At 41.4% G+C, this 12,661-nt stretch carries 13 protein-coding genes; 4 read left to right on the forward strand and 9 right to left on the reverse strand.

The window, feature by feature from the left end; all coding sequences use genetic code 11:
• The first annotated feature begins 518 nt into the window (after nt 1-518).
• A complete protein-coding gene (locus N475_RS01355; RefSeq protein WP_063359439.1) occupies nt 519-2,327 on the forward strand; it encodes a sensor histidine kinase in 1,809 nt (602 codons plus the stop codon).
• Here N475_RS01355 and N475_RS01360 read toward each other — a convergent pair.
• The 7 genes from N475_RS01360 to N475_RS01390 form a co-directional block, all read right to left on the reverse strand.
• Nucleotides 2,324-4,153: a DUF885 domain-containing protein gene (locus tag N475_RS01360; RefSeq protein WP_063359438.1), complete on the reverse strand. Its 1,830-nt coding sequence runs from the start codon at nt 4,151-4,153 to the stop codon at nt 2,324-2,326. The genes N475_RS01355 and N475_RS01360 overlap by 4 nt on opposite strands.
• Nucleotides 4,154-4,315: 162 nt before the next feature.
• The gene (hemW, locus tag N475_RS01365; RefSeq protein ID WP_063364560.1) at nt 4,316-5,452 is read right to left on the reverse strand and encodes a radical SAM family heme chaperone HemW; all 1,137 of its coding nucleotides are present in this window, start codon (nt 5,450-5,452) and stop codon (nt 4,316-4,318) included.
• Nucleotides 5,449-6,042, reverse strand: coding sequence for an XTP/dITP diphosphatase (locus tag N475_RS01370; RefSeq protein ID WP_063359436.1), 594 nt, complete (start codon nt 6,040-6,042; stop codon nt 5,449-5,451). The genes hemW and N475_RS01370 overlap by 4 nt, the downstream gene beginning before the upstream one ends.
• 5 nt (nt 6,043-6,047) lie before the next feature.
• On the reverse strand, nt 6,048-6,482 hold the full coding sequence (locus tag N475_RS01375) for a DUF4426 domain-containing protein (protein ID WP_063359435.1): 435 nt from the start codon (nt 6,480-6,482) through the stop codon (nt 6,048-6,050).
• Between the two features lie 19 nt (nt 6,483-6,501).
• On the reverse strand, nt 6,502-7,035 hold the full coding sequence (locus tag N475_RS01380) for a YggT family protein (RefSeq protein ID WP_063364561.1): 534 nt from the start codon (nt 7,033-7,035) through the stop codon (nt 6,502-6,504).
• Between the two features lie 9 nt (nt 7,036-7,044).
• Nucleotides 7,045-7,866, reverse strand: a complete 822-nt coding sequence (gene proC, locus N475_RS01385; RefSeq protein WP_063364562.1) for a pyrroline-5-carboxylate reductase — start codon at nt 7,864-7,866, stop codon at nt 7,045-7,047.
• 16 nt (nt 7,867-7,882) lie between these two features.
• Nucleotides 7,883-8,593: a YggS family pyridoxal phosphate-dependent enzyme gene (locus N475_RS01390; RefSeq protein WP_063359432.1), complete on the reverse strand. Its 711-nt coding sequence runs from the start codon at nt 8,591-8,593 to the stop codon at nt 7,883-7,885.
• Between the two features lie 2 nt (nt 8,594-8,595).
• Between N475_RS01390 and N475_RS01395 the strand changes: the two genes are divergently transcribed.
• Genes N475_RS01395 through N475_RS01405 form a run of 3 tightly spaced genes read left to right on the forward strand, consistent with a single transcriptional unit; the run spans nt 8,596 to nt 11,631 of the window.
• Nucleotides 8,596-9,642 (forward strand): type IV pilus twitching motility protein PilT, encoded by a 1,047-nt coding sequence (locus N475_RS01395; RefSeq protein WP_063364563.1) that lies wholly within the window; start codon nt 8,596-8,598, stop codon nt 9,640-9,642.
• 2 nt (nt 9,643-9,644) lie between these two features.
• Entirely contained in the window at nt 9,645-10,769 is a 1,125-nt protein-coding gene (locus tag N475_RS01400; protein ID WP_063364564.1) for a PilT/PilU family type 4a pilus ATPase, read from the forward strand.
• Nucleotides 10,744-11,631 carry a hypothetical protein gene (locus N475_RS01405; protein ID WP_063359429.1) on the forward strand — a complete coding sequence of 296 codons (888 nt, stop codon included), beginning with the start codon at nt 10,744-10,746 and terminating at the stop codon, nt 11,629-11,631. The genes N475_RS01400 and N475_RS01405 overlap by 26 nt, the downstream gene beginning before the upstream one ends.
• 12 nt (nt 11,632-11,643) lie before the next feature.
• Here the strand turns inward: N475_RS01405 and ruvX are convergent, their stop codons facing one another.
• Complete coding sequence (ruvX, locus tag N475_RS01410; protein ID WP_063359428.1) at nt 11,644-12,096, reverse strand: Holliday junction resolvase RuvX; 453 nt, start codon at nt 12,094-12,096, stop codon at nt 11,644-11,646.
• Nucleotides 12,097-12,101: 5 nt separating this feature from the next.
• Nucleotides 12,102-12,659, reverse strand: coding sequence for a YqgE/AlgH family protein (locus N475_RS01415; protein WP_063359427.1), 558 nt, complete (start codon nt 12,657-12,659; stop codon nt 12,102-12,104).
• Nucleotides 12,660-12,661: the final 2 nt, after the last annotated feature.

Here is a 12,661-nt window from a genome sequence, read left to right on the forward strand (position 1 = left end):
CAGATATCTAATTGGCTTCCTGACTAAAACTCTATGTCGGTATTTGCTTTTATAGCTATAAGTTGGTTTATAGTTTAACTTCTTGTTTTTGAATACTGATTAAATAATCTTTTTCTTTTGGAGACAAATTTAAGCCTTCAAGAGTTTCAATATCTATCTTTACTGGTTCATTGTATTTCATCATGTAAATAATAGAGTCTGCGAGTCTGACCTTATGGCGTGTGGATATAAATATAAATGTTGTATAGATTACTGAGAGCACAATCAGTAGTAATAACACAATTATAGTCACTAAGATTTCCATCACTTTCCCCATCAATATTTCGCCATATGATGATGGCAAGTGTAACTATAAAATTGTTCATAAAACATACACAATGCATAACTTTCACTATGCATATGTCTATATTAGAGTTTGCCTCGATATTTCCCGTATTCTTTTGTCCCAATTATTTACGCTAGATTGATAATTCTCTACTAAACTTGACTAGGGGCGAGAGACAATTTGGGTTATTTTTGTGCAATTAAAACAATCACTTTTATTTTTTAAAACGGCTGCCGTCGGTTCTGCTTTAGTTATCATGATAGTCAGCTGGGTTATGTATGTTCAATTGCAGCAAACTCGGGAGCTAAACGACCGTCTTTTTACGTTACAGACACAAATACAGCGTTTGCTAGATCAGGAAGAGCGCTTTCTTATTGAACGTCAGCGGGAGAGCTTAAAGTCAATTGAAGAGCATCGGTTTGCGTATAAAGACAGCTTTAGCCAGTTGTTAAACATGTTGGTTTCGCAACAAAGGAACCTTGATCTGCTATTCAAGCTGGACGAAGAGGTAAAACGCTTTACCCTTAAGTATGAACAGCTCGCATCAATGCAGGCGCTGTTGGGCTACGATAAAAGTGAAGGAGTATACGGTAATTTTCGTCGCCAAGCTCATGCACTTCAGGATATTGCTAAAATAGCCAATCATCCAGATCTAGAGATTTTGATCCTAGAGCTTAGACGCAGAGAAAAAGACTTTTTACTTCGGCTAGACCCAAATTATTTGTTAATGCACAGCGAGCTACTCAATAAGACTAGGGCGCTGATTTCGGTGCAGTTTCCTGATAAGTCTACACAGTTGTTATCTACGTTAAACCAATATGAGCAGGGCTTTAATACTTATATTAACGTCTTAAAACGTCAAGGGTTGGATCATAGCCAAGGTGTCAGGGCTGAACTACATCAATTAAAATTGTCTATCCGAGATCATTTTGAGGTTGTGTCAAAACAGTTGTTTAATCAGTCGCTAGAAAAAAAACAGCAATTAGTGTTGGCTTGTTTGGCTATCATTGTATTTATTAGCTGCTGTAGTTTGCTCCTTTTATTTGTGCTCAATGGCCGTATTTCTGATCATATTATTTCGATTAGCCGTGTTCTAAAAAAAGTTGCTCAGTATGAAGACTTTTCATTGCGAGTGGATCTAAAAGGGGAAGATGAGATTGCGCAGATAGCCCATTATCTGGATGACCTACTGGCATTTATAGAGACTCTACTGGATAGGTTAACTGCTGCACAACAAAGGTTAATAGAAGAAGCAAAGATGGCGAGTTTGGGAAATATGGTGAGTGGGTTTGCTCATGAACTTAACACGCCTTTGGGCGTTGCTATTACCAGTCAGTCGTTATTGAAAGAGCAAGTAGAAACCTTGAAGAAAGACCTGGAGTCAGGGCAATTACAAAAGCATACGCTGACTAACCTAATTAGCGAAGCTGAAACAGCACTGTACTTATTGGAGAATAATTTACACAGAACTGCCTCCTTAATAAATGATTTTAAAAAGGTCTCTGTTCAACAAGAGTATGACGACATTCAAGAGTTCAACTTAAAAACTCTAGTTGAGGGCGTATTTGATTGTTATCAGCATGAGCTACAAGCGCCAAACTATCATGTTGAATTAGAGATCCCCGAAGGGTTAATGCTGAGTAGTTACCCGAATGTATTCGTTCAAATACTGACATATAGCCTGAACAACAGCATTCAGCATGGCAAATGTGAAGACAAACCCTTAAATATTGTCGTTTCTGCTTTGGTAGTGAATGACTATATTCACGTGTATATCAAAGACGATGGCAATGGCATTGATAAAGAGCTACTGCCAGTTATCTTTGAACCCTTTATTACAACGCAAAGAAACCAAGGCGGGATCGGGCTTGGGCTCAGTATTATTTATAATTTAGTGACGCAAAAGCTTAAAGGGGAAGTCAAAATACAAAGCCCCGCACATGGCGGGGCTTGCTTACATATTATTTTGGCGAATACGCCATTTAAGCTTGAGGAGCACTAGCCTTGTTTGCTTGCAACCCACTCATCCACGAATTGCTCTAGTACATTTAGTGGTACCGGACCGTTCTTTAGCACGACGTCATGGAATTCGCGAATATCGAACTTGTTTCCAAGTTCTTTCTTCGCGTCTTCACGTAGCTCAATGATCTTGTTCATACCAATCTTATACGCTGTCGCTTGACTTGGCATTACGATATGGCGCTCAACCATTTTAACTGCGTCAGACTTCGCATTAGGCGTGTTGTTTACATAGTAATCAATACCTTCTTGGCGAGTCCATTTCATCGCATGAATACCTGTGTCTACAACCAGACGACAAGCACGCCATAGTTCCATTGCTAAGCGACCAAAATCAGAATAAGGGTCTTCATACAAGCCCATTTCTTTTGGCACTAATTCTGAATATAGCCCCCAACCTTCTACATAGGCAGTGTAACGACCAAACTTACGGAATTTAGGCATGTTTTCTAGCTCTTGCGCAATCGCAATTTGCATGTGGTGACCAGGAATACCTTCATGGTAAGCAAGTGCTTCCATTTGGTATGTTGGCATTGCTTCCATGTCATATAAGTTTGCGTAATAAACACCTGGACGAGAACCATCTGGAGAAGGTTGTTGATAGAAAGCTTTACCAGCAGCTTTCTCTCGGAATGCTTCAACACGTTTAACAATCATGTCTGCTTTTGGCTTTACAATAAATAGCTCGTCAAGGCGAGACTTCATATTGTCTATCATCGCTGTTGCATCAGCTAAGTATTTTGCTTTGCCTTCTTCTGTATTTGGCAAATAAAATTGCTTGTCGTCACGCATGAACTGCATAAAGGCTTTTAGATCACCCTTGAAGCCTACTTTCTCTTTGATTTCACGCATTTCGTCATGAATACGCGCGACTTCTTGAAGACCAATTTTATGAATTTCTTGCGCAGTTAAATCAGTAGTCGTAGTGCGTTTCAGTGCGTTGTTAAAGAACTTGTCGCCGTCTTTGAACTTCCATACGCCATCTCTGCTGTCTGCGCGCTTCTCTAGCTTGTGCAAATAGTTGATCAGCTTGCTATAAGCTGGCTTTACAGCTGATGTTAGAGAGGAAGTAACTTCGCTGATAAGCGCGTCTTTCTCATTTTGCGCGATCTCTAGTTTATTAACTTTGCGTTTGAAGTCTGCAAGAATCGCTGAATCATCACCAGCAACGAATGGTGCACCTTTGATGATATTTTTGCTTGATTCAATCACGTGAGGGAATACAAATTTAGGTGCGATTATGCCCTTATCAGCGCGAGTTTCTAACCCTTCAATTAGCTGATCAAATAGTTTAGGTACACCGTTTAAGCGTGAAATGTATGCTTTTGCATCTTTTACATCAGTGATCTGGTGTTGGTTGATAAGAAATGCAGGTACCATAGAGTGTGTACCATACATTTGATTTACAGGGTAAGAATAGTGACGCCACTGGAAATCAGCAATGGTGTTTTCAAGGCTTTGCTTGAATAGGTCGTAGCTTACTTGCGTGTTGGCATCTAGCTTGCTGCGGTCAATTGCATTGATAGCTACTAAATCTTTTTTAGTTAGGGCAAGGTCTTCCAACTCTCTTTCTTCAGATTGGTCATCCCATTTGTCATAGTCAGTCTTAATACCAAGGTAAGTTTGATAAATTGGACTGCGCATCACGCTTCTGTTGAATGATTCTTCAAACAGAGCATTGGCTTTTTCTACTTCACTTTGAACAACTTGCTGAACCGCTGAAACTGGTTTTGGTTGTTCAGCTGTTTGTTGACAGCCTGCAAGCAATATTGCAGATATTGCTGTAGCGACAATGGTAAGTTTACGCATGGTTTACCCTTTTTATTTTCTGTATTAAGAGGTTATCTTTTATTAATATTGAGACTCATGTGCTCAGTGTAGGCCATTATATGAGATGCGACGAATCATCAACATGATTGTGAGACCAATAAAAAACTGATTATTGTATAAATCGCTTTAATGTACCTTAAATTAAACGAACAATTCTAGCAGGTCATTTAAATATCTATGCCCTTTATTTGTTACAAACCATGAATCACCCTGATCTTCTATTAACCCTGACTCAATGGCTTTGTGAAGTTGGTTTTCTATTTCCTTCAATGTAAGTCCTGTATAGTCCACAAATGCTTGCTTAGAAGTCGCTTCCAACAGTCTAAATGTATTCATAAAGAACTCAAAAGGTCTATCTTGTGGCTCAACATGCCAACTATCGTAGAGGTAAGGCTTGGTTAAATCCATATAGCCTCTGGGATGTTTAACTTTGACGGTACGCAATATTTTATTTTGTGTTGGCAATGTGATTTTGCCATGTGCACCACAACCAATACCTAGATAGTCACCAAAACGCCAGTAATTAAGATTGTGTTTACATTGATAGTTGGTCTTTGCATAACCAGAAATTTCATATTGGAAATATCCATGTTCTTTCAATAATGCTTGCCCAGCTTCTTGAATGGCCCAGAGAGTTTCATCTTCTGGTAACTTAGGTGGCTTGGAAGCAAATTGTGTATTGGGCTCTATCGTCAATTGGTACCATGAAAGATGAGGTGGGTTGAGCTCTATAACACGCTTTAAATCACTCATCGCATCATCTAATGACTGATTGGGCAAACCGTGCATTAAATCCATATTGAAGCTGTTTAAGCCAGCATCATGTGCTTCTGCTGCTGCATTAATGGCCTCTTTTTCACCATGGATACGCCCTAATGCCTTAAGCTTGTCGGTTTGCAAGCTTTGTACGCCAATTGAAATTCGATTTATACCAGCAGCGACGTAATGTTTGAAGCGATCGCTTTCTACGGTTCCTGGGTTCGCTTCTAGAGTTATCTCTATATCATCTTCAAACCCAATTAAAGCTTCGATTTGCTGTAAAAGGTAAATATAAGCGTCACCAGAGAGCAAGCTTGGTGTGCCTCCTCCGACAAAAATACTACGCAGTTTTCGCCCTTGTACCAAATGTAAATCTGCTTTGAGATCGTCCAATAAGTGCTGAATATATTCTTGCTCTGGGATTGTGCCTTTTTGGCTGTGGCTATTGAAATCACAATATGGACATTTTTGCACGCACCATGGTACGTGCACATATAAACTTAAAGGAGGGAGGTTCACGGTTTGCTCTTAAAGTGGGTCAATAATTGTTGCAAAGCTTGCCCTCTATGGCTAATCGCATTCTTTTCCTGTTTGGTTAGCTCTGCGGCCATGCGCTTGAGTGATTTGACCCAAAATACAGGATCATAGCCGAAGCCTTGCTCACCATGTTGCTCTCGCGCAATTTCCCCTTCCCAGCTTGCCTGACAAATAATAGGAGTTGGGTCATTAGCATGTCGCATATATACGAGTACACACCAAAAACGAGCGCTACGTAAATCACTGTCACCTAAGTCGGCAAGTAATTTATTTATATTGTCTTGATCTGACGCGTTGGCACCTGCATAGCGTGCTGAATAAACACCGGGTGCACCTTGCAAGCCGTCCACTTCTAAACCTGAATCATCAGCGATAGCTGGGAGTCCGGTTACTTTGGCTGCATGGCGCGCTTTGATTATCGCGTTTTCTACGAAAGTAGTACCAGTTTCATCTACATCAGAGACATTAAATTGGCTTTGAGGCAGTACTTCAATATTAAGCGACTCGAGCATAGAGCCTAGCTCTTTGACCTTGCCTTGATTGCCGGTGGCAAGCACGATTTGATTTGTCATATTACTTAATCTATATAAAACTTTTGTTGAAACTGTAAAACTTGCAGTTTATCGCCTTGTTTTATTTGTATATCAAAGCGGTAAACATCTTCATTGTAATAGTTGAGTTGTGCGAGGTAATAAACAGCATCACCTTCAACTACTTGTTTGAATTTTAAGTCTTGCTTATTGCCAAGCAAATTCTTGGCTACACCTGTTATCTGCACTTGTTGTGCTGTTTTGACAGTGTCCTTGGCTAACACAGAAATATTTATCAGTGCTTTATTATCTTCTCGAACAACACCATAGGCTTTTGCCACCGTTGGTTGGATAAATGTGGAAGGAAATGCAATATAATGCACTTCCCAATTACCCAGCACTTTAAATTGCCCGCCAGACTCTGTATTGGCGCTAGCCAAGCTAGTAAACAGCGTTAAAATCATGATTAAAAGTAATCTCATGGTTTATACTCCCATCAAATTAGTGCAAGAAGTCCATGACGAGTCTTTGTAAAAACATCATGCCAATCAGTACCACCATTATAGACAAGTCTAGTCCACCAAGTGGTGGAATCACTTTGCGGATTGGTCTTAGAAGAGGTTCTGTTAATTGCTCGAATACGGCTGCAACAGGGTTATACCCTTGTACGACCCAGCTCAGCAATGCACGTATAACTAAGATCCAAAATACTAAGCTAAACGCTTCTTTAAGTGCGGTTAATAAGCCTCCCAATGCAACACCCGCTGCGTCCCAGTAGCCTCCAAACGCCATCATTAGAACTGAAACCTTGGCACAAGCGACAATATATGCAAGCACCAAAGAAGCCATATCAAATCCACCAAACCCAGGGACGATTTTACGAAGTGGATTAATTGCAAAAGAGGTCGCTTTGACAATTGCTTGGCTAAGCGGGTTGTAAAAGTCGACTCGTGCCCACTGCATCCAAAAACGCAAGAGGACGACCATCAAAAATAAATTGAATAGTGTTTCAATTAAAAAATGCATTGCACTCATGACAGTTCCTTAAATTTGTTTTTCCATTTCCTGTGCGCGGGCGATACATGCGTCCATCGCACCGGCAATTGTTTCAGGCAATTGGTTACTTTTCATAAATTCGATGGCAGCATGTGTTGTGCCGCCCTTAGAAGTGACATTAGCACGCAACAGTTCGAGACTAATTTCACTTTGAGATACGGCCATTTGAGCGGCACCTAATGCGGTTTGTTGGACCAATTGTCTGGCTGTTTGCTCGTCAAATCCCAATGCTTTTGCCTTTTCTTCAATGGATTGCATGAATAAGAAAAAGTACGCTGGAGAGGAGCCTGTTACCGCTATAATATCGTTAATTTGAGACTCTTCACTTAGCCAAGTTGTTACTCCTGTGGCACTGAAAACCTTATCGATAAACGTTTGCTCGTCAATATTTATATCTTGGCTAAATAGTCCCGACACACCCAGCCCGACGAGTGATGGTGTATTTGGCATACACCTCACTACTTTCGTCTCGTTGTTAAGCATTTCTTTAAGTCGAGAAACGGTAATACCAGCCGCTACGGATACGATAACTTTGTTGCTCAGATCTAGTTTGTGTTGTTCAAAAGTTGCACATAAATCTGCCATCATTTGTGGCTTGACCGACAAAACGATGATATCAGCTGCGTCAATGGCGCTGATATTATCACTCGTAGTTTTAACACCAAAGTCAGCACTTACTTTGGCTAGCTTTTCAGGGTTGCGGTTAGTGGCAATGATATCCTGTGCCGCAAATCCATTTTTCAACATGCCACCGATAATGGCATAACTCATATTACCGGTGCCGATAAATGCAATTGTTTTATTAGACATGTGTTATTGGTGCCTTTTATTGTCTTTGACCAAAAATATCCGTACCAATGCGGACCATAGTGGCGCCAGCCGCAATTGCGGGCTCTAAGTCACCACTCATCCCCATTGAAAGAGTATCTATCTGAGGATATTGGGCCTGTAGTTTATCAAAGCAATCTTTCATTTGCTGAAAATATTCTAGTTGTTGTTGAGGGTCATCTGTCTTAGCAGTTATAGTCATTAGGCCTCGTAAATTTAATTGCCTTGATTCTTGAATAAATTCAGCGAGTTCTTCTAGCTCTGAAGGCAGGCAACCCGATTTGTTGTCATCTCCACTGATATTTACCTGGATCAAGATATTGAGCGGCTTTAAATTGGTTGGCCTTTGTTCATTGAGCCTTCTCGCAATTTTGAGTCTATCAACACTTTGCACCCAACTAAAATGCTCAGCGATATGGCGTGATTTATTGGACTGGATAGGGCCAATAAAATGCCACTCAATGTCTTGATGTTGTTTAAAATGAGAGACTTTATCTACCGCCTCTTGAACATAAGATTCACCAAATAAGCGCTGACCTGCATCATAAGCTTGTTGAACAAGCTCGATTGGTTTGGTCTTTGAAACCGCAAGAAGTTGAACAGGGTCAGTTTTATGACTATTTTGTTCAGCTTTTGCGATGCGATCATAGGCGTTATTTAGCCGTTCTGCTATTGTAACCATATTATTATTTGCTCGTTGTGGAGTCATAGATGGATATTACTGAATTATTAGCCTTTAGTGTGCAACATAAAGCGTCGGATTTACACCTGTCTTCGGAGGTTTCACCAATGATCCGTGTAGACGGAGACGTTCGCCGCATAAACATTCCCGCTTTGGAAGCGAAGGATGTAAATAGCTTAATATACGATATTATGAATGATAACCAGCGCAAGGACTATGAGCAAAACCTTGAGGTGGATTTTTCTTTTGAAGTGCCAAATTTAGCTAGATTCCGTGTCAACGCTTTCAATACTAGTAGAGGACCTGCTGCGGTATTTCGTACTATCCCAAGCCAAGTGTTAACCCTCGAAGAGCTGGGAGCACCTGATATTTTTAAGCAAATTGCAGAAAACCCGCGAGGCTTAGTGCTGGTAACCGGCCCAACAGGCCCTGGTAAGTCTACCACATTAGCTGCGATGGTAGATTACATCAATAGTACCAAGCACCATCATGTTTTGACTATTGAAGACCCAATAGAGTTTGTGCATCAAAATCAATTGAGTTTAGTGAATCAGCGTGAAGTACATAGAGATACTCACAGCTTCAGTGCAGCACTTCGTAGTGCGTTACGTGAAGATCCGGATGTGATCCTAGTGGGTGAATTGCGTGACCTAGAAACGATTCGATTAGCGATGACAGCAGCGGAAACCGGTCACCTTGTTTTTGGTACTTTGCATACGACCTCCGCACCAAAGACCATCGACCGTATTATTGATGTCTTCCCTGGAGAAGAAAAAGATATGGTGCGCTCTATGTTATCAGAGTCATTACAAGCCGTTATTTCACAAACCTTGGTTAAGAAGGTTGGAGGTGGCCGAGTGGCTGCACATGAAATTATGCTCGGGATCCCGGCGATTCGTAACTTAATCCGTGAAGACAAAATCGCACAAATGTATTCAGCTATTCAAACGGGCGCGCTGCACGGTATGCAAACGATGGATCAGTGCCTAATGAATTTAGTTAATCACGGGCTTATCACGACGCAAGACGCATATCAAAAAGCGCATGACAAAAACCAGTTTGGTAGTGGGTATTAATTATGGCATTACGAGATTACATGCAGCTTATGGTGGATAAGGAAGCCTCTGATTTATTTGTTTCCTCAGGTCTTGCCGTAAGTGCGAAAGTGGATGGCGAGCTGCGTGCTTTGGATGACGAAGTACTCGACAAAGAAGCTTCTTTGGCGATGGTTGAGTCGGCAATGACTGACGCTCAGAAGCAGCAATTCCACCAAGAAAAAGAGTGTAACTTTGCGGTCGCAAATGATGTAGGGCGTTTTCGTGTTTCTGCTTTTTGGCAACGGGACTGCGCTGGCATGGTTATTCGCCGTATTGTTACCGATATCCCCGACGTAACACAATTAGGCCTGCCTTCCGTTTTAACTGATGTGATTATGTCCAAGCGCGGTCTGGTGCTGTTTGTTGGTGGAACTGGCACCGGTAAATCAACTTCACTTGCAGCATTACTTGGCTATCGCAATCGTAATCAACGTGGGCATATTTTAACGATTGAAGATCCCATCGAATTCGTGCATGAACACCGTAAGAGCATTATTACTCAACGTGAAGTAGGCCTAGACACTGAGAGCTTTGAAGCCGCGTTAAAAAGTTCATTGAGGCAAGCGCCTGATGTTATTTTAATCGGTGAGATCAGATCTCAAGAAACAATGGAATATGCGCTGAGCTTTGCTGAAACAGGACACCTTTGTGTCGCAACGCTACATGCGAACAATGCCAACCAAGCCATTGACCGCATTATGCATTTAGTGCCTAAAGAGAAGCATGACAAACTTAAGTATGATTTAGCACTAAATTTACGTGCTATCGTGGCGCAGCAACTGGTGCCAAATTCTAAAGGGGAGGGCAGGGTTGCAGCGATAGAAATTCTGTTGAATTCTCCGATGGTAGCGGAATTGATTAAAAAGGGGGACATAGGCTCTATTAAGGAAACTATGGCGAAGTCCAAAGAAATGGGGATGCAGACATTCGATCAAGCGCTATTTGAATTATATAAGAATCAGCGAATTAACTACGCAGATGCGCTACATCATGCCGACTCACCTAACGATCTGCGGTTAATGATTAAGCTGCAAAACAATGAGCAAAAAGGAGCTGGCTTTTTACAAGGGGTCACCATTGATGGATTGGAAGGCAAGAAAAACTAAGTTTCGTCACTTTATTGCTTTCTGTATTTTGGGCTTAGCGAGTGAAAGCAAAGCCCAGACTCAGTATGTTGATATTTACATTAGAGATGATGTGTATGTTAACTACAGTTCTTTATTGAAAGGTCGTTCACCTCTAGAGGTGAATGACTTTCGATCCCAATTTGTGCGCCGCGATGTAGTTGATATGGTGCTACTACAAAAAGCGCTTTTGTTAGGTGGATTTGAGAAGCCTTTTAAGTACCGTCCGGGTAATGTCAATTTCAGAAACTCAAATTTACTTGAACAGGGAAAGCAACTTTTGAGTTTTGATACCTACTGGCTCGAAGAAGCCCAAAGCAAAGAAGATAAGCTATTTATCAGCGAACCAGTGGTTAGAAAAGGGGAGTTTTTCGCTGGGTTGTATTATGCAAAGGGTAACAGACGCGCGCGAAGCCTATCCTCCTTAGAGGAATTGAAAAAATTAACGGCGGTGTCTTCCAGTCGTTGGGTAGTCGATTGGCGAACCTTAAGTGATATGCCTTTAAAAGAGCTAGTGAATGAACCAAACTGGGCTGCTCAGGCTCAAATGGTGAATAAGCAATGGGCAGATTTTATGCTGATCCATTTAATGCCCAAAGCAGGTAATGATTTTAAGTTAGAAGGCATTAATTTAGAGGCCCACCCAGAGTGGGTTGTATTATTGGACAGCAGCCGTCACTTCGTAGTATCAAAGCTACACCCCGACGGCGAACGCGCTTTTGCTGCACTACAGCGGGGATTGAAAAAACTTAGGTTGCAGGGAAAAATCGTTGATGCTTATCGACAAGCTGGACTTATCCCTGATATGAATAAATATAAGCAGTTAAACGTGCAGTTTAAATAAGCCTGTATTTGACTATTCGTCCCACATCTGCTCAAAAAAACTTTCAAGAATAATGACCGCAGACATTCCATCGACATTGTCTTTGGCAAGAGAGCGATAGCCTCCTTGATCAAATAGCCTTGCCTTGGCGTCTGTTGTGGTTAAACGCTCATCTTGTGTTTCAACGGGTAAGCGATAGTTGTTGTGCAATCGGTTTGCAAATTTCTTAGCTGAAAATGTGACTTGCTGATTTGTACCGTCCATATTGAGTGGTAATCCAACGACCATTAAGTCAGGTTGCCATTCGTTGACATGCACTTCAATGTCTGACCAATTAGGAATGCCGTCTCGCGCTTTTACTGCGCCTAAACTGGTTGCGGTACCCGTTACTTCTTGGCCGATAGCCATACCAATACTTTTGGTGCCAAAATCAAACCCCATCACGGTGCGTTGACCTTTTGGGATTTTTTCTTTTTTACTACTCATTCTAATTACGCATGTCCTGCTTGGTTGCTGAGCTGTGCTATATCAATACCGAGCATACTGACTGCTTTTTCCCAGCGTTTCTCTGGTGGTGTGCTAAAAATAATTTCTGGATCTGCTTGAATTATGAGCCAAGAGTTTTCCAAAATCTCTTTCTCTAATTGGCCCTTTTCCCACCCTGAATAGCCAAGCGTGATAATAAACGCTTCGGGGCTATCATGGTAAGTAAGGGACGCCAGCACATCTTTAGAAGTTGTGATCATGATATCTGAGCTAAGCTCTTTACTTGAAGCGTACCCAATCTTAGGAGTATGCAATACAAAGCCTCTATCAGTATGTACAGGGCCACCGGCAAACACTGTTTGTTCAGCAGCACTACTAGACTTGTCGTTATCAATTTCGATTTGGTCTAGTAACTCACCAACGGTTACATCAATCGGGTGATTAACGATAAGACCCATGGCGCCTTCTTCATTATGTTCGCATATATAAGTAACCGAATGCTTAAATAGCGGGTCCTGCAAGTTAGGCATCGCGATAAGAAAGTGATTTGCTAATGATTGCATGC

The organism is Pseudoalteromonas luteoviolacea DSM 6061, assembly GCF_001625655.1.
Taxonomy (GTDB): domain Bacteria; phylum Pseudomonadota; class Gammaproteobacteria; order Enterobacterales; family Alteromonadaceae; genus Pseudoalteromonas; species Pseudoalteromonas luteoviolacea.

Excerpts from the sequence above, each read along its gene's own strand:
- N475_RS01360 (WP_063359438.1), bottom strand. The coding sequence starts at position 4,153 with ATGCGTAAACTTACCATTGTCGCTACAGCAATATCTGCAATATTGCTT.
- N475_RS01370 (WP_063359436.1), bottom strand. The coding sequence starts at position 6,042 with ATGACAAATCAAATCGTGCTTGCCACCGGCAATCAAGGCAAGGTCAAA.
- N475_RS01375 (WP_063359435.1), bottom strand. The coding sequence starts at position 6,482 with ATGAGATTACTTTTAATCATGATTTTAACGCTGTTTACTAGCTTGGCT.
- N475_RS01380 (WP_063364561.1), bottom strand. The coding sequence starts at position 7,035 with ATGAGTGCAATGCATTTTTTAATTGAAACACTATTCAATTTATTTTTG.
- proC (WP_063364562.1), bottom strand. The coding sequence starts at position 7,866 with ATGTCTAATAAAACAATTGCATTTATCGGCACCGGTAATATGAGTTAT.
- N475_RS01390 (WP_063359432.1), bottom strand. The coding sequence starts at position 8,593 with ATGACTCCACAACGAGCAAATAATAATATGGTTACAATAGCAGAACGG.
- N475_RS01395 (WP_063364563.1), top strand. The coding sequence starts at position 8,596 with ATGGATATTACTGAATTATTAGCCTTTAGTGTGCAACATAAAGCGTCG.
- N475_RS01400 (WP_063364564.1), top strand. The coding sequence starts at position 9,645 with ATGGCATTACGAGATTACATGCAGCTTATGGTGGATAAGGAAGCCTCT.
- N475_RS01405 (WP_063359429.1), top strand. The coding sequence starts at position 10,744 with ATGGATTGGAAGGCAAGAAAAACTAAGTTTCGTCACTTTATTGCTTTC.
- ruvX (WP_063359428.1), bottom strand. The coding sequence starts at position 12,096 with ATGAGTAGTAAAAAAGAAAAAATCCCAAAAGGTCAACGCACCGTGATG.
- N475_RS01415 (WP_063359427.1), bottom strand. The coding sequence starts at position 12,659 with ATGCAATCATTAGCAAATCACTTTCTTATCGCGATGCCTAACTTGCAG.